This window comes from Bacteroidota bacterium (assembly GCA_020402865.1).
GTDB lineage: Bacteria > Bacteroidota > Bacteroidia > Palsa-965 > Palsa-965.
The window spans coordinates 280,800-307,412 of the sequence record JADBYT010000010.1 but is presented as its reverse complement, the minus strand read 5'-3'; the positions used below and the strand labels follow the sequence as shown (position 1 = coordinate 307,412).

Annotated in this window: 15 protein-coding genes; 9 read left to right on the top strand and 6 right to left on the bottom strand. The window is 49.8% G+C overall.

The window, feature by feature from the left end; genetic code table 11:
* Positions 1-82: 82 nt before the first annotated feature.
* Positions 83-763: a tRNA (guanosine(46)-N7)-methyltransferase TrmB gene (gene trmB, locus IM638_09335; protein MCA6363230.1), complete on the bottom strand. Its 681-nt coding sequence runs from the start codon at positions 761-763 to the stop codon at positions 83-85.
* 44 nt (positions 764-807) lie between these two features.
* Here trmB and IM638_09330 point away from each other — a divergent pair, with 44 nt between their 5' ends.
* The gene (locus IM638_09330) at positions 808-1,908 is read left to right on the top strand and encodes a glycosyl transferase family 28 (GenBank protein MCA6363229.1); all 1,101 of its coding nucleotides are present in this window, start codon (positions 808-810) and stop codon (positions 1,906-1,908) included.
* A 264-nt stretch (positions 1,909-2,172) separates the two neighbouring features.
* On the opposite strand, the gene IM638_09325 is transcribed toward IM638_09330, so the two are convergent.
* The 3 genes from IM638_09325 to IM638_09315 form a co-directional block, all read right to left on the bottom strand.
* Entirely contained in the window at positions 2,173-3,462 is a 1,290-nt protein-coding gene (locus IM638_09325) for a T9SS type A sorting domain-containing protein (protein ID MCA6363228.1), read from the bottom strand.
* Between the two features lie 118 nt (positions 3,463-3,580).
* Positions 3,581-4,636 carry a sensor histidine kinase gene (locus tag IM638_09320; protein ID MCA6363227.1) on the bottom strand — a complete coding sequence of 352 codons (1,056 nt, stop codon included), beginning with the start codon at positions 4,634-4,636 and terminating at the stop codon, positions 3,581-3,583.
* Positions 4,637-4,790: 154 nt separating this feature from the next.
* Complete coding sequence (locus tag IM638_09315) at positions 4,791-5,471, bottom strand: response regulator transcription factor (protein ID MCA6363226.1); 681 nt, start codon at positions 5,469-5,471, stop codon at positions 4,791-4,793.
* Between the two features lie 177 nt (positions 5,472-5,648).
* Here IM638_09315 and IM638_09310 point away from each other — a divergent pair, with 177 nt between their 5' ends.
* From IM638_09310 to IM638_09295, 4 genes are all read left to right on the top strand, one after another.
* Positions 5,649-8,576, top strand: a complete 2,928-nt coding sequence (locus tag IM638_09310) for a carboxypeptidase regulatory-like domain-containing protein (GenBank protein MCA6363225.1) — start codon at positions 5,649-5,651, stop codon at positions 8,574-8,576.
* A 184-nt stretch (positions 8,577-8,760) separates the two neighbouring features.
* Positions 8,761-11,514 (top strand): T9SS type A sorting domain-containing protein, encoded by a 2,754-nt coding sequence (locus IM638_09305; GenBank protein MCA6363224.1) that lies wholly within the window; start codon positions 8,761-8,763, stop codon positions 11,512-11,514.
* A gap of 443 nt (positions 11,515-11,957) precedes the next feature.
* A complete protein-coding gene (locus IM638_09300) occupies positions 11,958-15,458 on the top strand; it encodes an immune inhibitor A (GenBank protein ID MCA6363223.1) in 3,501 nt (1,166 codons plus the stop codon).
* Positions 15,459-15,562: 104 nt separating this feature from the next.
* Positions 15,563-17,113, top strand: coding sequence for a hypothetical protein (locus IM638_09295; GenBank protein ID MCA6363222.1), 1,551 nt, complete (start codon positions 15,563-15,565; stop codon positions 17,111-17,113).
* On the opposite strand, the gene murB is transcribed toward IM638_09295, so the two are convergent.
* The gene (murB, locus tag IM638_09290; protein ID MCA6363221.1) at positions 17,106-18,122 is read right to left on the bottom strand and encodes a UDP-N-acetylmuramate dehydrogenase; all 1,017 of its coding nucleotides are present in this window, start codon (positions 18,120-18,122) and stop codon (positions 17,106-17,108) included. The two genes, IM638_09295 and murB, sit on opposite strands and share 8 nt — an antisense overlap.
* 83 nt (positions 18,123-18,205) lie before the next feature.
* Between murB and IM638_09285 the strand changes: the two genes are divergently transcribed.
* Positions 18,206-19,324: a glycosyltransferase gene (locus IM638_09285; protein ID MCA6363220.1), complete on the top strand. Its 1,119-nt coding sequence runs from the start codon at positions 18,206-18,208 to the stop codon at positions 19,322-19,324.
* Between the two features lie 317 nt (positions 19,325-19,641).
* Positions 19,642-20,757, top strand: coding sequence for a glycosyltransferase (locus IM638_09280; GenBank protein ID MCA6363219.1), 1,116 nt, complete (start codon positions 19,642-19,644; stop codon positions 20,755-20,757).
* A gap of 9 nt (positions 20,758-20,766) precedes the next feature.
* Here IM638_09280 and IM638_09275 read toward each other — a convergent pair whose 3' ends face one another.
* Positions 20,767-21,456, bottom strand: a complete 690-nt coding sequence (locus IM638_09275) for an ATP-binding cassette domain-containing protein (protein ID MCA6363218.1) — start codon at positions 21,454-21,456, stop codon at positions 20,767-20,769.
* Positions 21,457-21,624: 168 nt separating this feature from the next.
* On the opposite strand from IM638_09275, the gene IM638_09270 reads away from it, so the two are divergent.
* Positions 21,625-24,750, top strand: a complete 3,126-nt coding sequence (locus IM638_09270; GenBank protein MCA6363217.1) for a tetratricopeptide repeat protein — start codon at positions 21,625-21,627, stop codon at positions 24,748-24,750.
* Positions 24,747-26,408, top strand: a complete 1,662-nt coding sequence (locus IM638_09265; GenBank protein MCA6363216.1) for a hypothetical protein — start codon at positions 24,747-24,749, stop codon at positions 26,406-26,408. The genes IM638_09270 and IM638_09265 overlap by 4 nt, the downstream gene beginning before the upstream one ends.
* Positions 26,409-26,613 lie beyond the last annotated feature (205 nt).

Sequence of the window (26,613 nt, the reverse complement as noted above, 5' to 3'; positions counted from 1 at the left end):
CGACAGTTTTTGTTTTAGTTGATTTCCGCTCCAATCAGGGCTAGCTGATCAAACCGTCAGGCGTTTCAAAATACCTGTGTAACTACTGTTCCTCACCAAGCCGGAAGCTCACGTAAGTAATCGGCTTGCCCTCGCCCAGAAAACGTTTTTCGTAAGTAGTCTGAATTTCGGTAAGCACCGGATCACGCACAACACCGTCGTGGTAAATGTTGCGGGAGGCTTCTATGGTGTGGTGCTTTCCTTCGGCAATTACCTCGAGGGTGGATTCGTGCATGAGCACGCTGTCGGTTTTGAGGTGGATGATGCCGCCGGGTTTGAGCAGTTTGCGGTAGCGCGAGAGGAAGAGGTGCGAGGTGAGCCGTTTGCGCGGCTTTTGCGGCTGCGGATCGGGGAAGGTAATCCAGATTTCATCCACCTCGTTTGCGGTAAAACAGGAATTGATAAAGTCGATGCGCGTGCGCAGAAAGGCCACGTTTTTCAGGTCTTCGTCAAGCGCGGTGCGCGCGCCCACATACATACGCGATCCTTTCACATCGAGGCCGATGAAATTTTTGTCGGGATAGCGTCGTGCCAGGTTTACGGTGTATTCACCTTTGCCACAGCCAAGCTCAAGCACAAGCGGATTGTTGTTTTTGAAATAATCACTATTCCAGCGTCCGCTGAGTTTGAGCGGCCCGTTGGCAATATCGGTATGCATGAACTCTGCCACGTTGGGCATTGTTTTCATCTCGCGGAAGCGGAACAGCTTGTTTTTGGCCATGATGCTGCAAAAATAAAAACCCTCGGCGAAACACTATCTTTGAAACGATGCCTGCACGTATTTTTTTAGCTCCGCTCGACTGGGGCCTCGGTCATGCCACACGCTGTGTGCCTGTAATACACGCGCTGCTAAAGGCGGGTGCGGAGGTTGAGCTGGGCGCATCGGGCAGCGGCATTGCGTTTTTGCGGCAGGAGTTTCCGCAGCTTACTGTACATCCGTTGCCCGAATACGGCATTACCTACACCGCAAACGGCATGCGCGGCTGGCATTTGCTCATGCAAACCCCGCGTGTGATGCGGGTAATGCGCAGCGAGTATCATTTGCTCGATCAGCTCATCAGCAAACGAAACTACACTGCCGTTATTTCCGATAATCGCTTTGGTATCCGCAGCGACCGCGTGCACAGCGTGTGCATTACGCATCAGCTGCATTTGCAAACACCGTCAGGCTTTGGCGTGGCTGCGGCGTTCAACAGGCGCATGCTGGACCGCTTTCACGAAATCTGGATTCCTGATTTGCCCGGTGCAGGCAACCTCTCGGGCGCCCTCTCGCACGATGGTCCTGCGCTGAAAGTGCCGCAGCAGTTTATCGGCCCGCTCACCCGCTTTCATGCAGCCGAAAAACAGACCGGTGGCGGGCACATTCTCGTTTTACTCAGCGGCCCCGAACCCCAGCGCACACTTTTCGAACGCCTGCTGGTGCCACAACTTCATGCCTCAGGCCGCGCCTGCATTGTGGTGCGTGGCATGCCCGGACAACCGGCCAAACCACTCACCGACAAAAACATTACCGTTTACAATCATCTTCCCACCGAAACACTGCAGCAGTTTTTGCAGGATGCGTACTGTGTCATCAGTCGTTCGGGTTATTCAACGCTTTGCGATGCCGCTGCTGCGGGATGCCGCTTTATTGCCGTGCCCGCACCCGGCCAAACCGAGCAGGAATATCTCGCTGCCTCACTTGCCGCGCAACGCAGAATTGTAGCGCAGGAACAGCATGAGTTTGATCTGGCGAAAGCATTGGAAGAGGTGGAGCAGATTGCTCCGCTTTCGGTAACGAATAATGCGCAGTGGCTTGAAAAGGCCGTGCAGGCGGTGGTTTCGATCGCCGCAGAAAATTGCGGGGACTCAACCACCGCGGCAGGCTAGTTCGGTGGCTTCGATCCACGCAGAAAATTGCGGGGACTCAGCCACCGCGACAAGCTCAGCCACCGCGGCTGGCTCAGCCTTCCTGAAAAAGGGGAGGGGCAGATTTTCATCAGATAAATGCAAAGCACCGGAGGCTGAGTTTATCGAAGCCACCGGTGAGCAGCATGCTTTACGGCCATTGTACTTGAAGAAATCACCGCGACATAAAAAAGCGGCGCACCCGATTCAGTAAGGTACGCCGCAAGGCAGGCAAATTACAAAGCCTTATTGTATTACCACCTGTTTCACCGCCACACCGGCATCGCCGCTGAAACGCAGGGCATACACGCCTGCAGGCAGTTCGCTCAGGTCAAGTGTATAGCTGTAGGCGCTGGTAGTAAATGCTTTTACTGCGCGACCATTCAGGTCGAGCACTTCAATGGTCATTTGCGCATTTTCGTTGCCGAAGTAGGATACATTAACCACACCCTCGGCAGGGTTGGGGTAAATGCTGAAATAATCGGCCAGCTGGTGTTCGTGCACACCCTGCGGCGCGCAGCCGGCGGGTGAGCTGAACAGTGCAAAGCGGCGCGCATCGCCATAAAGGAAGGAATGCATGCGCACTTTCTGTCCTTTTGTAAACATGGCCATGCACGAATCGTGCGAGTAGTCCATGTAATTCTGCACCATATCCGGCGGATCAACCACGCCCCACCAGGCATCTTCGTTGCTGCAGCTGTTGCGTGTGGTCTGGCAATCGCTTTGTGAGGCCGATGTGGCGTTGGGCGTATCGTAAATTGAATCGCTGCCGGTGGTGCAGTCGCTGTCGTCGCCCCAAATGTGGTAGAGGCCCATCCAGTGGCCTACTTCGTGTGTGGTGGTGCGGCCAAGCAGGCTGGGTGCGCTAACCGTGCCAATGGTTCCGAATGCGGTGTAGGTAATTACCACGCCGTCTGTAGCGGCTGCATCGCCCGGAAACTGTGCATAACCGAGCAGGCCGGGGAAAAGTTCGCATACCCAGATATTCAGGTAGCGATCAGTAGGCCATGCGTTTTTGCCGCCGGTAGAATCATACTTGGCATCTTCCGTAAACGGGTTGAAGTAGCCCAGAAATGTGCCGCCGGTAGTGGAGGTGCGGGTAATTCCGTTGGTCGGATTGCCGTTGGGATCGAGGCTGGCGAGACAGAATTCCACTTCCACATCGGCTGCAATTGTGTCAAACACCGCAGGCAGTGAAGTGATATTCGCGTTCATGGCGCGGAAGTCTTCATTGAGCACGGCAATCTGTGTCTGGATCTGCTGATCGGTAATGTTTTGTGTGGCGTTTTTATAAAGCACATGCACCACAACCGGAATAGTGAGCACCGGATTGCCTGTGCCGCGCTGTGTAGCGCCCGCCGGGTGGTTCTGGCGCCACTGGTGTGCAGCAGTTTCAGCCTGCATCATGCCGGTAAGGTTTTGTGCATTGCTGCGGTGTTGGGCATGCACATCCATTGTGCCACAGTGCGCAGGCTGTTGCGCATGCAGGGCAGAAATTGTCAGTAACAGTGTTACTGAAAGTAAAAGTTTCTTCATGTGTAAAGCGTATCGGGTTTTGGAAGTGCGGTAAAGATACATTCCTGCCCGACGAAGACAGGACAGGTAATTTTCAAAAAATCAGATGAAAAGAGCGGAAGCCTTGTGTCTGTTGCGGCTAAACGGCTTTAGCGGCGCGGCGCGGCAGGGTGAATGAAAAGGTAGAGCCTACGCCTTCGGTGCTGCGCACGTTTATATTCTGGCCGTGCGCTTCGAGAATGTGTTTCACAATGGCCAGCCCCAGCCCTGTGCCGCCCTGATCGCGTGAGCGGCCTTTGTCAACCCGGTAAAAACGCTCAAACAAACGCGGCAGGTGCTCACGTGCAATGCCAATGCCGTTGTCGGCCACTTCTACCAGCACATGGTCGTCCATGTCGTAAAAACGCACTTCGGTTTGCCCGTCCTGCTTGCCGTATTTAATAGAGTTTGTAGTGAGGTTGGTAAGCACCTGGCGTATGCGCTGCTTATCGGCAAACACGCGCACGGGTTTGTAGTTTTCGCGGAATTTGAGTGCGATGCCGCGGTTGCCGGCTTTCATTTCCTGTGCATCCATTACTTCGCGCATCAGGTCGGCAATGTCAAACTCTTCGGGCTCCAGCGTAAGTTCGCCTGATTCGAGGCGCGAAATGGCTTCGAGATCGTCTATAATGGCAATCATCCGCTCCACACTCTTCTCGGCACGCTGCAGGTAATTGCGGTTTATCTGCTCGTCTTCCAATCCGCCGTCAAGCAGCGTGGTAATGTATCCCTGTATATTGAAAATGGGTGTTTTTAGTTCGTGTGATACATTGCCAAGAAATTCGCGGCGATAGGTCTCCAGTTTTTTCAAATCCTCAAGTTCCGACGATCGGTTTTTCATCCAGTCGGCCACTTCGCGCTGCATTTGCGAAATAAGATCATCGCCGGTAACGGGCAGATTCAGCGGTTCATCGCGCTGCTGCTTTACATTGTAAAGTGTTTTGTAAAGCGTGCGGATGCGGAAGCTGATAAAATCGCGGATGAGGAACGAGGAAAGCAGAAAACCGCAAAGGCCGGTGAGGGCAAAAAGCATAAGCAGCTTCAGCCAGAAATTGGGCGTATCGCCCTTTGCCGCAACCAGAAACACCGCCGAGGCCATACCCGCGCAGGCAAGCCCGATACGTAATGCAATGGCGCGTGTGGAAAGTTGTTTCATGGCAGCAAATTGGTTTTGCTGCCGCAAATATCAGTCATTCGGTTTAATTAAACAGAATGTGGCGGTGTATTATTAATATTATGGTAAAGAAAAAGAGGATGTTTCAATCTTTTGAGACATCCTCTTGGTATGTTGTAAGTGAATAGTTTACTGGTTAAAACTCAAACTTGTAACCTACACCTTTTACGGTTTTGATAAACTCTTCACCCAGTTTTTCGCGTAGTTTACGGATGTGTACGTCGATGGTGCGGTCGCCTACAATTACCTCGCCGCCCCACACGTTGTTGAGAATTTCCTCGCGTGTAAATACTTTGCCGGGTTTGGTGGCAAGCAGGGCGATAAGTTCAAATTCCTTGCGCGGCAGCGAAATCTGCTGATCTTCCTTATATACCAGATAGCTTTCGCGGTCGATACGGATGCCGCCCATATCAATGGCCTCGTTTGTATTGGCATTGGGTGCGCGGCGCAGCAGGGCTTTGATGCGGCTGATGAGTACGCGGGGCTTGATGGGTTTGTTGATGTAATCATCGGCACCGGCTTCGAAACCGGCTATATGCGAGTAATCTTCGGCGCGTGCAGTAAGGAAAGCAATGAGTACGTCGCTCATTCCGGGCATCTGCCTGAGTTCGCGGCATACCTCAATGCCATCCAGGCCGGGCATCATCACATCAAGGAGCACCAGATCAGGCTGCTCCCGGCGGGCTATGGCCAGCGCCTCGTCACCATTTGTGGCCGACGTAACGTGATATCCTTCTTTGCGCAGGTTGTAGGTCAGGAATTCGAGAATGTCCTGTTCGTCATCAACCAGCAGTAATTTATGGGTCTGTGTTGACATAGTTGTCTTTTCCGGTACAAATGTACGTAGTTCGGCTGATCTCTGATGTTAACACACCTTTAAGATAAAGTAGTGCTAATCTTTCTCGCTTTATCCGAAGTTAACATCAAGTTCATTTTGCGGTAACTCCTGCGTCACGCTGTAACGGTTTCTTTGCGGCGTTATTTGCGACCCAAAATGAATCAGAAACTCAAATTCGTACTTGCTGCCTGGGCAGTAATGCTGCTAAGTCTTACTGCTGCTGCGCAAAACGGAAGTATTGCAGGTGTGGTTATCGACAAAGAAACCCGTGAGCCCCTCATTGGTGCGTCCATTTTGCTCGACAGTACCCGCATGGTAGCAATTACCGATTTCGATGGTAAATATAAAGCATCGGTAAAACCCGGTACATATTCTGTTACCTGCAAATTTTTGGGTAAGCAGCCGTTTACCGTGCGCAATGTAGTGGTGCAGGCTGGCAAACAGTCGGTAGTGGATATGGAAATTCTGCCGCTTGGTATCGGCGATACAATTAATGTGGCCACCATCTGGGGCACACGTTCCATTTCGGGCACCATAAGCGCGGTGGAAGACACCAAGAATTCCGATAAGACGGAGGACAATAAATCGGCTGCCGAGATGCAGAAAACGTTTACCCAGTCGGCTGCCGAAGTAGCGCGCACGCTTCCGGGTGTAACGCTGGTGGATAACCGTTTTGTAATTGTACGCGGTCTTTCAGAGCGTTACAATGCAACCTTGCTCAATAATGTATTCACTCCGTCTGTGGAGTCAGATGTGAAAACGTTTTCGTTTGATCTGGTGCCTTCACAAATGCTCGACCGCTTTACCATTTACAAAACACCTTCGCCCGATCTGCCCGGCGAATTTTCGGGCGGTGCCATTCGTTTAACTACCCGCAATATCCCCGAACAAACCAGTCTGGTAATCGGCTATTCGGTAGGTTACCGCGCAGGTACAACATTTGAACCTTTTTCAATTAATCGCGGCGGTACAGCCGACCGCTTTGGCTTTGGCGCCGGCAGCCGCAACCTCGGCGATGCATTTCCCACCAACCTTCGCGATCAGACACTCACACAGCAACAACTGCTTGATGCTACCAAATCGCTGCCCAACAGCTGGAACTACACCACCGCTGCTGCAATGCCCGATCAGCGTTTCAACATCACCTGGGCGGTACGTCAGAGCTACGTAACCAAAAATAAAAAGCAATATCAGTTTGGTAACATTACTTCGGTAAGCTACTCATCTACCAATCAGCGTCAGGTAAATAATCAGTACGATTATAATGTGTACGATCCCGTGGCGCAGCAAAGCGATACTATTTTTGCTTACGGCGATACCACCTTCCAGAACCGTGTACGTCTGGCATTCATCCAGAACAATGCCATCCGTTTTGGTAAAGACGGCCAGCACAGCATTGAACTTAAAAATCTGTTCAACCAGCTTGGCGACAACGAAACCATCATCCGTGGCGGCCCCTCGTTCGAAAACGGCGAAGACCGCAAAGAGTATTCATTCCGCTACAGCCAGCGCCTTATTTATACCGGCCAGCTTACCGGCGATCATGATTTCAACAAAGGGAAAACCAAAGTTGACTGGACACTGGCCTATTCAACCGCCCGCCGCAACGAACCCGACTGGCGTCGTGCACGCTACTACAAAGTATTCGGTGCTGCCGAAACCGATCCGTTCACACTTTACATTCCTAACCAGGCTGTGCCGTTTTATCTCGGTCGCCTTTTCATCAGTATGCAGGAAGATGTAAAAGCCGCTACGGCCAACGTAGAACAGCTTGTTACTCTTGGTAAGGACTCAGGAGCCTATTCATTCACGCTCAAAGGTGGTGTGTATATCGAAGATAAAATCCGTGGTTTTGGCATTCGTAACCTCGGTTACCGTGCGGCTTCGTTCCAGACGTATGGTAATTATGATCTGCTTACCACACCCATGGATCAGGTATTTGCCGAAGGAAACATCAACACAACTGATGGTGTGCTGATTGATGAAGACACTAAGCTCTCCGATTCCTATGTGGCTACCAACAACCTGCGTGCAGGTTACCTTATGGCTGTGCTGCCTTTCGGTAAGTTTAAAGGAAAAGTTACCGGTGAAGAAATGCCCCGCGTAAAAGTAAGCGGCGGTGTACGTGTGGAACATAACGTACAGAAGCTGTTCAGCTACCGTGCAAACAACATCAACGATTCGGTACGCGTAAATAACGATATTACTTCGGTGCTTCCTTCAATCAACATTGCCGTAAACACTTCTGAGCGTTTCAAAGTGCGCCTTGCGTATGGCAAAACCATTAACCGCCCTGAGTTCCGCGAAATTGCACCGCTTACCTTTTACGATTTCGTATTCAACAGTATTTATCAGGGCAACGATTCGCTCAAAACCCCCGATGTGAACAACTACGATCTGCGTTTTGAGTTTTATCCGCGCATGGGCGAAAATATTACGCTCGGATTCTTCTACAAGCAATTCAATAATCCGATCGAACTTTACTTCTTCCCCGGTCTCGGTTCGGGTGGTGTGCGCGGTTTTACCTGGGGCAATGCGTTGCAGGCAAACAACTACGGTGTTGAGTTTGAAGTGCGTAAACGCCTCGACAGTATTGGCATTCCGGTAATCAGAAATTTTGGTGTGGTGGCTAATGCCTCCTACATTTTCAGCGATATTAAGCTGAGCGAAAATGATAATGTGGGCCGCCCGATGATGGGACAGTCGCCGTATGTGGTGAATATGGGGCTTTTCTGGACAAGCGATTCAACCGGCTGGCAAATCAATACCTCGTACAATGTAGTGGGGCCGCGTATTGTAATTGCCGGTATCCCTTCGCTGTCTATTGCCGATATTTACGAAATGCCGCGCCATCAGCTTGATTTATCGGTTGTGAAAACAATGGGTAAACGCAAGAACATTGATGTGCGGTTTAATGCGTCAGATCTGCTGAATATGGAATTCCTGATGCTGCAGGATGCAAATCTCGACAGTAAACTCGACCGCGAAGGCGATCAGCGCATTCAGGCTTTCCGCCGGGGTTCGTATTTTACTTTTGGTATTACCGTGCGTTTGCTCGAACCGAAAGATGCCACGGGTAAATAATTGTCTGGTAACTGGTTTTCAAAAGCGGCTCGTCATTGAGCCGCTTTTGTTTTAATGGCGAGTTTACATAGCAATAACCTGAACCACTATTTAAGATAAACTGGTATTTACAGTGACATCATACACCGGGAATACTTTTGTGACGCGATTAAATTCCTCAAACGCGATTAAACGCAAACACAACATGAAAAAGTTTTTACTTACCCTTGGTCTTGCAGTAGCAGCCTTCGTTTCGGCCGATGCGCAGATCATTAAATCAGGTAACATTACAGCAAATGAAACCTGGACCTCCAACAACATTTATCTGCTCAACGGCTGGGTATATGTAAAACCCGGTGTTACGCTCACCATTCAGCCCGGCACAATCATCAAAGGCGATTTCGTTTCGAAAGGTGCTTTGATTATTGAGCGCGATGCAAAACTTATTGCCGATGGTACTGCCGAACAGCCCATCGTATTTACATCGCAGAAAGCCGTGGGCCAGCGCTCTTACGGCGACTGGGGCGGTCTTATTATCTGTGGCCGCGCTTCTGTAAACCTGCCCGCTAACGCTGCAAACGGCACTGCTGCCGGCGAAGGCGTAATTGAAGGTGGCGTAGGCACAATTTACGGTGGCGGCGCTACACCTAATGACAACGACAGCTCAGGTGTTATCCGCTACGTGCGCATTGAGTATCCCGGTGTGGCTTTCCAGCCCAATAGCGAAATCAACGGCCTTACCATGGGCGGTGTAGGTCGCAAAACCGTAATCGAGCACGTGCAGGTTTCCTACTCTGGCGACGATGCTTTTGAATGGTTTGGCGGTACCGTAAACTGCAAATACCTTATTTCTTACCGTGCATGGGATGATGATTTTGATACCGACAACGGTTTCAAAGGCAGCATCCAGTTTGGTGTAGTGCTTCGCGATCCCAATATTGCCGACCAGTCGGGCTCAAATGGTTTCGAGTCGGACAATGATGCTACTGGTACTGGCAACACACCCATTACCCAGCCCATTTTCTCAAACATTTCGGTATATGGCCCGCTTTGCTTCAACAGCACCATCAACAGCCTCTACCGTCGTGCACTGCACCTGCGCCGCAACACACGTACCTGTGTGTACAACTCTGTATTTGCCGGTTATCCCACAGGTCTGCTCATCGAAAGCTCATCTACACAGGGCAACGCTACCGCCGGCGATCTCCAGTTCCGTAACACAGCACTGGTGCAAATGACCGATACACTTGCTGCTTCAACAGCTGCAAACCCCAACAACGTAAACGGCGCATTCAACATCAGTACCTGGTTTGCTACTGCCGGTTTCAACAACCAAACCATTGGTCTGGCTTCTTCACTGGGTATCAACAACCTCAGCCTCACCAATCCTGATCTGCTCATCAGTGCTTCATCGCCCCTCAACAGCGGTGCTTCTTTCAGCAATGCCAACCTGAGCAACTCATTCTTTACCCCCACCAGCTACATCGGTGCTTTCGGCCCCACAGGTAACTGGATGGCCTGCTGGTCAGAATTCGACTGCCAGAACCAGCCTTACAATGCAGCTATCAACAACGTATTTACTGCTTCTGCTACTGCACAGGGTGCTACTACATTCTGCCAGGGTGGCTCGGTTTCACTTGATGCCACCACAGCCGGTGCTTCTTCTTACCTCTGGAGCAACGGTGCCACCACCGCTACCATCAGCGTAACCCAAAGCGGCACTTATTCCTGCACCGTAATGAAGCCCAATGGTTGCGAGGCTGTAACCAACTCGATCACCGTTACCGTTAACGCCCTGCCCGCAGTACCCACCATTGCGGCCAACGGCCCGGTAACCTTCTGCAACGGCGGTTCAGTACAACTCACCGCCAGCCAGGCTTCAGGTTTGCTGTGGAGCAACAACGCCACCTCACAGTCTATTACCGTAAATGCCTCAGGTACATTTGATGTAACCTACACCGATGCAAACGGCTGCAGCGCTACTTCGGCTGCTACCACAGTAACTGTAAATGCCAATCCTGCTGCGCCCAGCATCACCGCCAGCGGCCCCACCACGTTCTGTACCGGCGACAGTGTAACACTCAGCTCAAGCCAGGCTACAGGTAACCTGTGGAGCAATACCGCTACCAGCCAGAGCATCACTGTTACCACCTCTGGCAGCTACTCGGTAGTTTACACCGATGCAAATGGTTGCACCGCTACTTCAAACGCAGTACAGGTTTCGGTGAGCAATTCACCTGCTCCCACCGTACAGGCCACCGGCAGCACCACACTTTGCCCCGGCGAAACAGTTACCCTCACCTCAAGCATTGCCGATACTTACCTCTGGAGCACAGGTGCTACCACACAAAGCATCACCGTTTCTGCTGCAGGTTCATACAGCGTAACTGTAACCAACAGCAATGCCTGCAATGGTGTGGGTGCCTCTGCTCCGGTTACCGTAGTAGTTAATCCTGCTCCCACTGCCGGTTTCACCTTCTCTACCATCAACAACATTGTAACCTTCACCAACTCATCAACAGGTGGTACGGTTTACAACTGGGATTTCGGCGACAACAGCAGCTCAACCGCAGCCGCACCGCAGCACGTTTACCTGAGCAGCGGCAACTTCACCGTAACCCTCGTGGTAACCAATGCACAGGGTTGCACCGACACCATTACGCAGGTAATTCCGTTCTTCGTAGGTGTACAGGAGCAGCAGGAAATCAACAGCATCACCCTGTATCCGAACCCCGCAGGCGAACAGTTCAACCTGAACATTTCACTGGTTGATAATAACGATGTGCAGATCACTGCTTTCGATATGACCGGCAAGCTTCTCATTAACGAGAACAAGTCGCTCAACAGCGGAAATAATAACCTCAGCTACGATGTGACCAACTGGGAAAACGGTATCTACTTTGTACGTGTAGCTACAGGCTCAGTATCACAAACCATCAAAGTTGTAGTTAACCGATAAAACGTTTCAGTCCCGTAAGCCTGAACGTTCGCAACATGAAAGCCCGCCGGTAATTCCGGCGGGCTTTTGGATTATGTCGGATCTGCATTCAGAGGCTGTGCGGAACAATGAATTCTAACGGCCTCTCATTTAGTAATGCGTACAATTAGTAAATGAAATTGGGTATCCGATGAATAATTTCCGGGAAGCATGGGGGAATATGCGCTTACGATGTGAATAAGAGATGTAAGTGTTTTTTAATTTAAAATTGATAAAGCCAGCGAAAAAACAGACTTGTCGCACGTGTCTGATGGGTGAAAAACAGTTTGGGGTTTTGTTGCAATTTTCCGGTTTCACCATAATGTTATCCGGGTTGAACTTCCGGTTTACGAAGAAAACATGGAACAGGTTTCGTGTACACACATACTTTCCTTACCTTTGGGTTAAGGCAATATCCAAACTACATGAAAAAAACATTACTTCTGATTTGCGGAATGGTTGCTGCATTTGCTGCAGGCGCACAAACAGTGGTGTTTCACGAAGATTTTGAAACAGCAGATTCCGTAACCTCCACGGGTAATCCGACCTGGAGTTCCAACACAACCTATCAGGCAGGTGGCTTGCGGAGTTACCGCAACCAGATCGCACTTAACGACTCCTCCAAGCTCACTACCATTTCATTCAGTACGCTTGGTAATGCGTTCGTTTTGCTCGATTTTGACCAAATCTGTAAAATTCAGTTTTTCGATAATGCCCGTCTGGAGGTTTCCAACGATAACGGAAACACCTGGCAGGCCGTTGTGGCTTCGCATTATCTCGGAAGCGGTCAGTTTGCCGCCATCAACAACCGTTTCTGCGCCGGTTCTTACAGCGACTGGCAGCCGGGCAACGATGCGGCTGTGCCTAACAACACCTGGTGGAAACACGAAACGTTTGATATTTCAAACCTTTGTGGCAACGCGGCCAACGTAATGATCCGTTTCAAACTCAACGACGGAAATGCTAACGGCCCCAACGGTGCTTACGGCTGGCTGCTCGATAATATTGTAGTAACCGTAGCTCCTTCTGAGCTCAATCCGCCGGTAATTACTTACGTAAGCCCGATTTTTCTGAACAACCTTTTCTCACTCGGACCCTTCGCCATTACTACCAGTATTACCGATGCATCCGGTGTTGACACCGCTACGGTTTACTATACCGTAAACGGTGGTCCGCAGCAGGCGGTGGGTATGACCAACACCTCAGGCAACCTCTGGGTAGGTAGTATCCCCGCAGTAAACGATTCAGACACGGTTTGTTATTACGTTACCGCATTCGATGCATCGCCGGCGTCCAATACGGCTACCGAGCCCACCTCTGGTTGCCGCCAGTTTGTGGCATTTGCCGGAATTGTGTTCCCCTTCTTCGATGATTTTGAGTCGAATAATGGCTTGTGGTCTGTACAAACCACCTCAGGAAATTCAGACTGGGAATACGGTACGCCTGCATTCGGCGCTACAACCGGTGCTTATTCGGGTGTAAATGCGTGGGATGTGGACCTTACCTCCGGCTACAGCTCAAGTGCGAATACGGCTTTATTATCTCCGGTGTTCGACTTTTCGCAGGCGGTGAATGCCAAGATGAGTTTCTGGCACAACTACAATGCCGAAACCAGCTGGGATGGTGTACGCATTGAATACACTACCGATGGCAATACCTGGCAGGTACTTGGCACTGTTGGCGATCCGAATGCCATTAACTGGTATTCAAATGCATCGCTTCTTTCATCAAGCCTTCCCGGCTGGGAGGGTAACAGCAACGGCTGGGTAAAATCTGAGTACCGTTTAAGCGTATTGAACAATGTGGTAGGTCCGGTACAATTCAAATTCGTATTCACTTCTGACGGATCAGTGGAATATGATGGCTATTCAATTGACGATTTCCTTATCCGGCTGCCCTCTGCACAGGATGCTGAAATGGATGCTGTAATTGTGCCTGATGTAACCGGTTGCGCTCCGGTAGGCTCAAACACAGTTTCTGTGGCTATTTTCAACGACGGTTTACAGAATATTGTGGGGCCGATGAACGTGACTTATGTGATAGATAACGGTACACCGGTTACGGAACAGTACACCGGTACAATCGTGCCTTTGCAAACAGATACATTCACTTTTGCCACACCGTTTAATGTTACTGCAGGCACACACACCATTACGGTTTATACTGCGCTTACCAACGATGGCTTCCTGATGAATGATACGCTTACATTCACGTTCGAAGCCACTGCCGCAGTTAACGTTCCTTATTACAATGGCTTTGAAAGCACAACCAGCTTCAACGATTTCTGTGTAACCAACACCACCTATGGCCAGGTTAACCTTTCTGCGCTGGCCGCAAATGCGGGTACACAGGGTGCTTTGTTTGATGCTACTTTCTCCGGTGCGTGGGATTTCGGTTCTGATACCATTCTCTCATCGCCCAACTACATCTGGCAAACTACCCGTTGCGAGGAGCACCGCTCAAACCTTCGCCTGCTGGTGAATACAGCCACATATTCAAGTCTTGTTCTTGAATTTGATGCCCGTATGAATTTCAGCTGGGCTGATGAGTACACCAATTTCCGTGTGAAAGTGAACGGCAACATGATTACCCCGCACCTGCAACCTGCCGGTGCTACGGGGCCTTACACCTCTTACCGTTATGATCTCACGCCGTTCCTTCCGGCTGGTGTGCTTACCATTGATTTTGAAGCAAAGGTAAATGACAACTTCAGTTCAAGCGGATCAGCTGTATTCCTTGATGAGGTGCGTATTTATGAGCCGCAGCCGTTTGACGTGAAAATGATGAGCATTCTGCAACCCGCTTCGCAGCAGGCTGCTAACTCACAAGCTACCGTTCAGGTTCAGTTGCGTAATGTGGGTGTAAATACGCTTACCTCTATTCCGGTTACGTATCAGGTAGGTGCAAACGCACCGGTTACTCAAACCTGGACAGGCAACCTTCCTGCAAACGCAGCGACAACGTTTACGTTTACCACACAGTTTACTGCTCCTGCCGGACAGTTTACCATTTGTGCGTGGACATCGCTTGCCAACGACGGTGACCTTACCAACGATAGTGCCTGCAAAAACTCAACAGGTATTCCGCTGCTGCCGGTTCCGTTCTCCGACAACTTCGACGGAGCTTCAACGTTCTTTGCGGCACAAACAACCTATACACCCTCGTGGGAGCTTGGTACACCGGCTGCACCCTACATTACCAACGCGCACACTGCGCCCAATGCATGGGAAGTAAACCTGAACGGCGCTTACCAGCCTAACAGCATGGAGTATCTTTACTCGCCGTTCTTCGACTTCTCAAACGCAAGCAGCGTGCAGATGCGTTTCTGGCAGTGGTACTCTACCGACTTTGGCAGCGATGGTGGTTTTATCCAGTACAGCGCCGACGGTGGTGTAACCTGGCAGGTGCTTGGTGTACAAAACGATCCGCTGGGCGTATTCTGGTATGGCCAGGCAAACATCTGGGCTTCAAACACCCCAGGCTGGTCGGGCCCCGGTGCCGCTTACTTCCAGTCGCGCTATAACCTGTCGTTCCTCAGCGGCAACGCGCAGCCGGTGCAATTCCGCTTCGTGTTTGCGTCAGACGGATTTAACTCAACCACAGTTGACGGCTGGGCTATTGACGATTTCGAACTCATTATCATGGTGGGGCAGGAAGAGCAGACACTGACCGGTGTTCAGCTCAGCAGCTATCCCAACCCGGCTTCGCAAACAGCTACCATTACCTATTCAGTACCCCAGGCCGGACAGGTAACACTTGCGCTGCGGGATGTAATGGGTAAGGAAATTATTTCTGAAACTACCGAAGTAACCACCGGCACCCAGTTCTGGAATGTGGATGTAAGCACATTGCCCGACGGCGTTTATTTCTATGAAGTAATGTACAATGGTACACGCAGCGTACAGCGCCTAGTGGTTAACCATTAATACAGCCTTGTTTCAAACAAAAAGTCCTGCCAGCGGCAGGACTTTTTGTTTGAGCTCAACAGGTTTATTATTTTGGCCGCAATTGCCAGATTTGCCCCCTGAATATGCAAAAAAATAAACTGATTTACGAGTTGGTGAAGAACCTCTCGGCTCCCGAAAAGCGTTACATCAACCGCCACCTCAAACTTTTCAAAGAAGATACAAACCATGCCGAACTGTTCAGGGCGCTTGATTTGCTTGAGGAATACAATCCTGATTTATTAAAAATCAAACTCGGCAAAAGTGGTGCCGCCAAGCATCTTGATGTGGCGAAAGTGCAGTTGTATGATATCTGCCTGCGCTATTTAAGAAGTTACCACGAGAGTGGTAGTATAGATGTACGCATACATGCAATGCTGGCCGAATGCAGACTGCTTCTGAACCGGGGTATGTATGAACATTGCCGCCGCAGACTGGCGCAGCTAAAAGTAATTGCCGTCCGCTACCACTACTTTGCAGCACTTACTGAGATTATTGATTTGGAACGTGAACTACTGCTCAATGTGCCCGTAGCTCCTGTGCTGCACACATTAAGCAGGCTGGAGGATGAAGAACGGGTATTGTTTGAGCAGTTTGCCAATTACCGGTTTTATGTATGGGCGGCCAGCCATGCTGCGGCATGTTCACTGCTGGCCGGGTCAGAAAACCATGACGAAGCGGAAACAAAACTTCATGCGCTGCTTAAGCATGAATTACTTTCGGATGATTCTAAGGCACTGACTTTTCCTGCAAAACGACTGTATTATTATACCAGAGCATTTTATGCACATGCTTTTCAGCATTTCAATGAGTCGATACATTACAATAAATTACAGATAGCACTGCTTGAAAGTATAACCACACATACCTATGAAACACTGCGTTCATTGGTGTCGGCCATGTATAATTTGCTCATTGATTATTATTCGGTAGCGATGTATGAAGAAGCACTGGACATTATTTTGCGTTTGCGTACACTGCCCGAAAAGCTCGAATTGAAACCGGCAAAAACATCGTATTTAAGACATAAAATGCTGTTGCGTGTGGTGAATATGGAGTTTGCCGTACTCACCCGCATGGGTAGATTTGACAGTGCGTGTATTGAATGGGAAGAAGTGGATGAATTACTTGGCTTGCTTGATGAAGGTAAGGCGGGGGTATTTGGTTCTGATCTGCGTTTCAGTGCAGCGCATTTTTGCTTTGGCGCAGGCGACTATAAACTTGCCTTACGTTATCTCAACGCCATTGTTAATGAAGATACCAGTGGCACCCGTATGCGCATTCAGCTTCTGGCGCGATTCCTGCGGCTACTCATCTTTCGCTTACTGGCCGAGAATATGGATAGTTACAAAGCCATGCTGCGCCAGACAAGTCGCTGGATTTCGGAAAGTCAGTTAACAGATAAGTGGCAGGACTTATTTGTAGATTTTCTGATGGCCGAAACAGGTTTTGAAAGAAACAGCAGTGAACGAAAACAGCTGCTCAGCAAACTGTACGAAGAAGTATGCAGCCCCGATTTTGAAAGTGCGGGTGTGCTGTTTGATCTCCGGTCGTGGGTGGAAAGTGAACTTGAGCAGAAATTGTATGGCGAAGTAGTAAGGGAGAAGTATGAACGTGGTTTGGCCGCCGCTAAATAATATTCACCTCGCGTTCGAGATCAACGCCGAATTTCTGTTTCACGCTTTCGAGAATTTCCGACGAAAGGTCGAAAATCTCAGCGCCTGAGGCAGTACCGTAATTTACAAGAACAAGTGCCTGCAAGGGATGCACGCCTGCATCGCCGCGGCGGAAGCCTTTCCAGCCGCATTGTTCAATGAGCCAGCCCGCAGCCAGTTTGAAATCGTTTCCGGCGGCATAACTTACGAGCTCGGGGAATTCGGTTTTGAGTTGTGTGTGTGTGGCGGCGCTGATAACCGGATTCTTGAAAAAGCTTCCTGCATTGCCTGTTACGGCCGGGTCGGGCAGTTTGCTGCGGCGAATGGCAATTACTGCATCGCTCACTGCTTTTATACTGAGTTCAGTAATGCCCGTTTTTTCGAGCTGTTGCTGTATGGCACCGTAGCTTGTACTGAAATTGGGCTTTTTGTTGAGGCGGAAAGTAACTGATGTAATGATAAACTGATCGCGCAGTTCGCGCTTGAATACACTTTCGCGGTAGCCAAAGCGGCAATCGTCGGGCGTAAATGTGCGCACATAACCTTCGCTGATGTGAAATGCTTCGAGCGAGTCGAACACATCTTTCAGCTCCACACCATACGCACCGATGTTTTGCATGGGGCCTGCGCCCACACTGCCCGGGATGAGTGAAAGATTTTCGACACCCGCCCGACCATGGGCTATGCAGTTGAGCACAAACCGGTGCCAGTTTACACCCGCTCCTGCGCGCACATACCAGTGGTCGTTATCTTCGAGCACCACATGAATGCCGTCGATGAGGTTGTGTACCACCAGCGCATCCACATTTTTAGTGAGAAGCATGTTGCTGCCGCCGCCAAGAATAAGCCGGTTATGCTGCAGCCACTGCGGCTGTGAGAAAATTTCGCGAAGGGTGTCGGTATCTCTGGCTTCGGCAAACCAGCGCGCCTGTACCTGCATGCCGAATGTATTGTAGGGCTTGAGGCTGATGTTTTCGCTGATGGTGGTCATACACCACAAAGAACGTAAAAAGTGTGCAGTGCTGCTACGCTGAGCCAAACGGTTTTGCGTAATTTCGATGCCGCAAGCCACACATGAAAAAAGCTGTTGTTTCTGTAATTAATGATCTTGTGACTGATCAGCGCGTGCATAAAACATGTACCACGCTGCATGAAATGGGCTATGAGGTATTGCTTGTGGGGCGCATACAGAAACACAGTTTACCCCTGCAGGCCCGAAGTTATCATACCCACCGTATGAAACTGATGGCCGAAAAAGGAATGCTTTTTTATCTGCTTTTTCAGTGGCGGCTCTTCTGGTTTTTGATGAAACATAAGGCCGATGTATATGTAGCCAATGATTTGGATACACTTTGGCCTAACCACATTGTATCGCGCCTGCGCAGCAGGCCGCTGGTGTATGATACACACGAAATTTTTACCGAAGTGCCCGAACTTATACACCGGCCATTGAAACAAAAAATGTGGCGCATGCTTGAGCAACACATTTTCCCCAGGCTCAGGCACGTGTTTACGGTGAATGAATCCATTGCAGCGTGGTACGAAACGCGCTATGGTGTAAGGCCCGTTGTGGTGCGCAATATGCCCCGGCTGTATGTGCCGCCCCCACCGGCGCTTACACGCACACAGGCCGGCCTGCCCGAAAATAAAGCTGTAGTACTGATGCAGGGTGCCGGACTGAACATACAACGCGGTGCCGAGGAAGCCGTGCTGGCCATGAAGTATATGGATGATGCCGTGTTGCTTATTATTGGCGGCGGCGATGTGTTGCCGGTGCTGAAACAACTGGTGAAAGAAAACGGACTGGAAGAAAACGTAATTTTCACCGGCAAACTTCCGCCCGATGAACTCCGCGCCCGCACACGGCTGGCCGATATCGGGCTTACATTGGATAAAGACACCAACCTGAATTACCGCTACAGCCTGCCCAATAAAATTTTCGACTACATACACGCCGGTGTGCCCGTGCTGGCTTCTGATTTGCCGGAAGTAAAGCACATTGTGACCCATTACAACGTAGGGCAGGTGGTAACCACACATGCGCCTGAAGAAATTGCCCGTGCATTGAAGGAAATGCTCAATTCGCCCCGGCGCAATGCATGGAAAGCCAATGCGCTTGAAGCAGCTAAAGCACTTTGCTGGGAAACTGAGGAAGATGCAATAAAACGTGTGTATGCCCGGTTTTTGCAGTAAACACAGGTCGTTTAATGCGCCAGACCGTTTTAAACTAGCCCCGATTGCAGTGGATACAGCCTTTTTCAGGCTGTAGGAACGGAAAGCGGGACAGGTGGTTCTGAATTGCACTTCAGATTTTGCTCCTCTTCATTTTTAAATTATCCGGTTTGTTGCAGCAATAGTTCCGTGCAGTTCTTTTTGTGTGCAAGCATGTTTTTTTGTAAACTTGCCGGAACCTAAATCAGACAGGCTATCGCTATACATTTACTCCGTTTTATCCACTGCTTATAGCAGCCCAAAGGGCTTTTAGCTTGTCGTTTACTGATTTACATATCGTGTCGTTTGATGTACCCTGGCCGGCGAATTACGGGGGGGTGATTGACGTGTATTTTAAAATGCTTGCGTTGCGCAATGCGGGTGTGCGCGTGCATTTGCATACGTTTTGCTACGGACGGAGCCGCGCGCCGGAACTGGAAGCGGTATGCGCCAGTGTGCATTACTACAAACGAAACATGAGCAAACAACTGCTCTTCTCCCCGCGCCCGTTTATTGTGGTTACGCGGCAATCGGAAGAGCTGATGCAGCGCCTGCTGGCCGATGATTTTCCGATTATGTTTGAAGGGTTGCATTGCTGCGGACATCTTACTGATGTGCGGCTGGCCTCACGCATAAGGTTAGTGCGCACACATAATATAGAGCATGATTACTATGCTGCGCTGGCGGGTGCCGAAGCCGGATTTTTCCGCCGCTTGTATTTCCGCCGCGAGGCCCGCAAGCTGCTGCAGTTTGAAAAAGTACTGCACCAGGCGCAGGCTGTTTTTGCTATTTCGCCTGCCGACACTGCGCAGCTTGAACGACGCTACGGCCCCAAGGTGAAGCATGTTATGGCTTTTCATCCGAATACCGAAGTGACTGCACAGCAGGGAAGCGGTTCGTTTGCCTTGTATCACGGCAATCTGGAGGTGGCTGAAAACTATCAGGCCGCACTTTTTCTGGTGAATGAAGTGTTTGCGGGATCAGCGCATAAACTGATTATTGCCGGCAACAATCCGCCGCAGGTACTGCGCGATGCGGCAGCAGCCAACACCAATGTGGAATTGCGGCTGAACATAAGTACTACCGAGATAGATGCACTGATTGGTGAGGCGCACATTAATATTCTGCCCACGTTTCAGGGCACGGGAATTAAGCTGAAACTGCTTGCCGCGCTTTTTCGCGGGCGTCATTGTTTAGTGAATGCACCCATGATTGCGCATACGGGACTGGATGAATTATGTGTAATGTGTGCTGATGCAGCGGCATTCAGGAATGCACTGGATGAGTATTTTGCAAAGCCTTTTGCAGAAGCTCATATTGCCGCGCGCCGCCGTGTACTGGGCAGCCGTTTTTCGAATGCGGAGAATGCGAGAATAATTACCGACACGCTGGCCGAGTTGCAGACAAAAAAATAAAACAGGTTTTTATTCAGTGCTTGCTGAGGCGGTGTCTGATACGGCGCCGTTTTCGCAGCGCAGCGTGCGCGAAGGGTTGCGCTGAATCTGCAGCACGTCGTGCGTGGCTACCACCACGGCGCGGCCGTTATTGCTGATGTCTTTAAGCAAACGAATAATTCCTTCGGATGTATCCGGGTCGAGATTGCCGGTGGGTTCGTCGGCCAGAATAACTTCTGGGTCATTCAGCAATGCGCGGGCAATGGCTACACGCTGCTGTTCGCCACCCGAAAGTTCGTGCGGGAGCTTGTGGCCTTTGGTGGCGAGGCCCACTTTGTCAAGCACTTCCTGCGCGCGGTCGGCCATTTTCTTTTTGTCGCTCCAGCCGGTGGCGCGCAGCACAAAAAGCAGGTTGTCGTTTACACTTCGATCATACAGCAGCTGAAAATCCTGAAACACAATGCCGAGTTTGCGGCGCAGGTAAGGGATTTCTTTCCGGCGAATGGTGTTGAGGTTATATCCGGCCACATCGGCACTGCCTTTTGTGAGCGGTACATCGGCATAAAGCGTGCGCATAAGGCTGCTTTTGCCTGAACCGGTTTTACCCACCAGATACACAAACTCGCCTTTGTTTACTGTGAAACTTACGTTAGACAACACCATATTGTGCTGCTGATACACAGTAACCTGATCGAGCGAAATGATGGTGGATGAATCCATGGATGCAGATAAAACAGTGAGCAAAGTTAAAAAGAATGCCCGGCCACCGAAGCTGTTAAGAGGTGTTAATCGCAATAATTTCAACACGTTTGCGTTGATAACTCAGTATTACCTAAACCTGTTCTATGCAACCAGAGAAACTACTTTTATCCGTTAAAATCCGTGTGGATGGTTGCTATCCGAATTTATTTTCTTCTCGTCTTCAGTCTCGGGCTGTGTGCTGTTGGTTTGCAGGCACAGCAAACACAAACGTATGTGGCGCCCGATGCTGATTTTCGCAAAGGGCTTGACCTGTTTGAAAAACAGAAGTATGAAGCTGCGCAGGTGGTTTTTGATGAGTATGTACGTACCCATCGCGATAAGAAAAACCTGTATGCGGTAGATGCCGAATATTATGCGGCAATTTGCGCACTTGAACTCTTTCACAAAGATGCTGAATGGCGCCTTTCCGGGTTTATTGAACGCCACCCGGAAAGCCAGAAAGTGCCCGGTGCCTGTTTTCAGCTTGCACGCTATTATTTCCGCAAAAAGGAATACCGCAATGTGCTTGCATGGATGCAGAAGGTTGATTTTTATAACCTGAAAAAAGAAGAAACAGCCGAGTTTTATTTTAAGCGTGGCTATGCACATTATATGCTTGAACACGTTGATTCGGCCAAGAAGGATTTTTATGAGATAAAGGATGTAGATACGAAATACAGCGCGGCGGCAAATTACTATTTCTCGCACATTGCGTATGTGGAGGGGAATTATGAAACGGCGTTGCAAGGCTTTCAGCGCCTTGTGTCGAATGAATCATTCGGGCCGGTGGTGCCGTTTTATATTGCGCAGATTTATTATTTGCAAAAGCGCTATGATCAGGTGATATTATATGCGCCGCCGCTGCTCGATTCGGCCGATAAAAAACGCCAGCCGCAAATTGCACGCATCATTGGCGAATCGTATTACCGCACGGGTAAATTCCGCGAGTCGATTCCCTATTTGCAACGCTACCGCAAAGGTGTAGCTGTGCTTACCCGCGAGGAAGCTTACGAACTTGGTTATGCGTATTACCGCTCAGACAGCGCCATGCAGGCTGCCGAATATTTTCAGCAAGTAATGAGTGATACGGCTGATTTGCTGGAGCAGAATGCCTGGTATCACCTGGCCGACTGCAACCTGAAGCAGAACAACAAAGTGGAGGCAAGGGCCGCGTTTGGAAAAGCATCGGCACTGAAATTTGATCCGGCGATACGTGAAGATGCGCTGTTTAACTTTGCCCGACTGAGTTACGAACTTTCACTCAGTCCCTACAACGAAGCGATTGTGGCTTTACAAAATTATCTTGATCAGTATCCGAACACACCGCGTGCTGATGAAGCCTACACGCTGCTTACCAACGTATATCTGAGCAATAAAAACTACGCGCTGGGCCTGCAGTCGATAAGCCGCATAAAAGTGCTCAAACCCTCACTGCATCCGGTGTATCAGCAAATGGCATACAACCGCGCAGTTGAACTTTTTCAGCAAGGCGATTATGCCGGCTCGGTAAAGCATTTTGATCTTTCGCTCACTTATCCCATTAACCGTGATCTTGCCGCGCAGGCACGCTACTGGAAAGGGGAAGCCTGGTACCAGAACGGTGAGAAAAACGGAGGAAAGGAAACCAGCAGCTACGATAAGGCCATTGCCGAGTACAAAGCCTTTCAGCTGGCTCCCGGTGCCAGCCTGCAGCCTAATTTCAATCTGGTAAACTACAACATTGCCTACTGCTATTTTGAAAAAGGCGATTGGGAAAATGCCGTGCTCTGGTTTCGCAAATTTGTGGCACTGCCATCGGGCGAACAGTCTGAAACGCTTATGGATGCTGATTTGCGTATGGGCGATGCGTATTTCCGGATGAAAGATTATGTGAATGCGGCCGAGTTTTATGGTAAGGCAGTAGCTGAAAAAACAGGTGATAATAATTTTAAAGACTACGCACTTTTTCAGCAGGCAATGGCCTTTGGCTATCTCGGCAAAAAAAGTGAAAAAGCTGATCTGCTTAAACAGCTGCGCACCAATTATCCCAATTCAAAATACCTTGCCTCGTCGCGCTTTCAGGAAGCACGCGCCCTGCACGATCTGCGTCGCTATGACGAGGCTTTGCTGCTTTACGAAAACGTAAATAAAATTGATCCCGAAAGCAACGAAGGCAAACTCAGCCTTGTGAATATGGGTCTTATTTTCCGCGCTAAAAACGAACAACAAAAAGCACTGGAACAATTTAAAAAAGCGGCCAATGCTTACCGCAATGATGGTACCGGCCAACTGCCCGGCATTATGCGCGAAATAAAGGAAATTTATGTAGCAATGGGCCAGCTCGATCAGTGGGAAGCCTATTCCGCCTCGCAGGGCTTTGCCGAAAGCCAGCAGGTGGCCGACAGCACTACGTTTGTAGTGGCCGATCGTTTTTACAAAGAAGGTAATTGCCCCGAAGCATTGAAACAGCTCAATAAGTACATTCTCAAATATCCTTCGGGCAGCTACATCACCGATGTACACTTTATGCGCGCCGAATGCAGCTTTAAAGAAGGCGATACAATTACCGCATTGGGTAGTTATGTGGCTGTGATTAATAAAGGCCGTACACGCTACTCCGAGCAAAGTCTGGTGCGCGCTTCATTTCTTTACTTCCGTACAGGCGATTACCGTAATGCAATAAAGACATACAAACGTTTGCAAAAAGAATCGACAGATCCGGAACTGAAAAACACAGCCACCATTAACCTCATGCTGGCACACATGAACCTGAGCGAATATGATTCGGCAGCAGTGTATGCGCCGGCAGTTCTTGAAGTACCTAAGCTGCCAAACGGAATTGTTGTAAAAGCACATTATCTGCGTGGCCGGCAGGAATTTGCTAATTTAAACGACAAGGAAGCCGAAGTGCATTTTAATAAAGTAATAAAAATGCAGCCGCTCACCGATTTTGCAGCAGAAGCAAGCTATTCGATACTTGTAATAAAATACCGCCGCAAAGAGTACAAGAAAGTGGAGAAGGAGGGACTGAAGTTTGTGAGCGATTATGCCGCTTATCCGCAGTGGAGCGGCAGGGCCATGCTGCTGCTGGCTGATAATTATCTGGCCATGAAAGATAAGTTTCAGGCCAAACTGGTGTTGCAGAATTATATTGACAATGGCAATGTGCCTGAGCTTGTGCAACAGGCAAAAGACAAACTTGCGGCCATTGAAGCAGAAGAAAAAGCCGTGCAGCGCAAAGGCCCCGAAGAACTTGAAATTCCAATTGAAACGCAGGAAGGAGGCGGACAATGAAACGCATATTAGCTTTTGCAGCCCTTGTACTGGCTCCGTTTTTTGCCGCTGCACAAACTGAAGTAATTATTGCTGAAGGCGGTGCATCGCCGGTAATTGTAAAAGAGGTAACCAAAAAGTCGGCCGAGCCGGTTACAAAAGATACCGTGCTGCCTCCGCCTGCATTTACCTACAAACTGCAACCCAAGCAGATTCCGGTTGAGTTTACTACAGACACCATTCCTGCGGCCAAACTGGCCAACGAGCCGGTAAGCAAACTTTACCGCACCTATACCCGCGCAGGTGTTGGTAACTACGGCATGCTGTATGGCGAAATTGATGCCATGAGCATGCGCTCAAAAAACGGAGCATGGAATGCGCATGCCCGCCATTTTTCGGCACTCACCGGCCCGAAAGACGTGCAGGGCTTTGCCGGATTCAGTCAGACCGCAATTGATCTTTCCGGTAAACGGTTTCTCAAAAAGCATACACTGAGTGGTAACCTCGGTTACGACCGGGATGTAGTGCATTATTATGGCAGTACCGATACTTCGCTGTCGTTTCAGAAAAAAGATATCCGTCAACGTTTTCAGCTTTTTACGGCTGGCGGCGAATTGCAGAGTCACCTGAGCGGTGATGAGGCGATTAACCATCATTTCAGGATCGATTATCACTTCCTGGGTGATGCGTTTAAAGCCAACGAAAACAATATCCGTTTTGTAGCTTCCGGTCAGCGAACCATTCGTGGTAATGAGTTTCTTACCGCCGAGCTTGGCGTGGATTATAACCGGAATGCGATTCCTGCTGATACGGCCCTCAATACCTTTGGCTGGCTCAAGCCGATGTACCATGCCCGGAATGATTTGTTTGATGCAGCCATCGGGATAGGTATTTATCAGGAAAGCAAAGTGCCCGGCGGCACCGGGCCCAGCACATACTTTTATCCGCAGGGCCACATCAGTGTAAAACTGCTTCAAAATATGCTGGTGCCGTATTTCACACTCTCCGGCTCACTCGACCGCAACAGCTACCGCAGTGTAACCGATGTAAATCCGTTCCTGCTTACTTCTCAAAGCACCACCTTGCGAAACACGCAGCGTAAGTTTGATGTGGCCGCCGGTGTGCGCGGCAGCATCACATCCAATCTGGCCTATGATTTACGCGCTGGCCGCTTTGAGCTGGTGAATGCACCGTTTTTTGTAAATACGGTGGCTGCAGAGGATGCACAGCAAAATAAATTTGCCATTGTATGGGATACCGCACAGGTATTTACCGCTCACGCCCAGCTGGCCTGGCAGCAGCGCGAAAAGCTCAGTATTATTGCCACTGCCGACTGGTTTCAGTACGACATGAATACCGAGCAGCACCCGTGGCATACACCCACGTTGCGGCTTTCACTTACCGGGCAGTACAACCTGCGCGATAAAATAATTGTACGCATGCAGGCTTACTATCTCAACGGACAGTATGCGCGCACCGTTGACAGCACCGGCACCGTGTACAGTGCGGTATTGCTGAAAGGATTTGTAGATGTAAATGTGGGCTTTGAATACCGCTATACCAAATTCCTTTCGCTTTTTGCCAATTTCAACAACGTGGCTTCGCAGCGCTATTACCGCTGGAATGCTTACCCTACGCAACGCTTCAATATGCTTGCGGGACTTACGTTTACATTCTGATCCGGCTGCACAGCAGCCAGTCCGCTCCGGCAGTATGATACGCATGCTTCTGCCGGAGTGTATCGTTTTCTTTCTCCGCAATATTTTTACGTGAAGTGTTTTTCAATAAAAAATACATTGAACGGGTAAGAAATATGCTCAAAATCAAATTCCTTTAACTGCCAAATTTTTAACAGGAAAAATTATGCACATCATGTGGAAAAAC

Coding starts and splice junctions, on each gene's coding strand:
- IM638_09330 (MCA6363229.1), top strand. CDS start 808: ATGCCTGCACGTATTTTTTTAGCTCCGCTCGACTGGGGCCTCGGTCAT.
- IM638_09325 (MCA6363228.1), bottom strand. CDS start 3,462: ATGAAGAAACTTTTACTTTCAGTAACACTGTTACTGACAATTTCTGCC.
- IM638_09320 (MCA6363227.1), bottom strand. CDS start 4,636: ATGAAACAACTTTCCACACGCGCCATTGCATTACGTATCGGGCTTGCC.
- IM638_09315 (MCA6363226.1), bottom strand. CDS start 5,471: ATGTCAACACAGACCCATAAATTACTGCTGGTTGATGACGAACAGGAC.
- IM638_09310 (MCA6363225.1), top strand. CDS start 5,649: ATGAATCAGAAACTCAAATTCGTACTTGCTGCCTGGGCAGTAATGCTG.
- IM638_09305 (MCA6363224.1), top strand. CDS start 8,761: ATGAAAAAGTTTTTACTTACCCTTGGTCTTGCAGTAGCAGCCTTCGTT.
- IM638_09300 (MCA6363223.1), top strand. CDS start 11,958: ATGAAAAAAACATTACTTCTGATTTGCGGAATGGTTGCTGCATTTGCT.
- IM638_09295 (MCA6363222.1), top strand. CDS start 15,563: ATGCAAAAAAATAAACTGATTTACGAGTTGGTGAAGAACCTCTCGGCT.
- murB (MCA6363221.1), bottom strand. CDS start 18,122: ATGACCACCATCAGCGAAAACATCAGCCTCAAGCCCTACAATACATTC.
- IM638_09285 (MCA6363220.1), top strand. CDS start 18,206: ATGAAAAAAGCTGTTGTTTCTGTAATTAATGATCTTGTGACTGATCAG.
- IM638_09275 (MCA6363218.1), bottom strand. CDS start 21,456: ATGGATTCATCCACCATCATTTCGCTCGATCAGGTTACTGTGTATCAG.
- IM638_09270 (MCA6363217.1), top strand. CDS start 21,625: ATGGTTGCTATCCGAATTTATTTTCTTCTCGTCTTCAGTCTCGGGCTG.
- IM638_09265 (MCA6363216.1), top strand. CDS start 24,747: ATGAAACGCATATTAGCTTTTGCAGCCCTTGTACTGGCTCCGTTTTTT.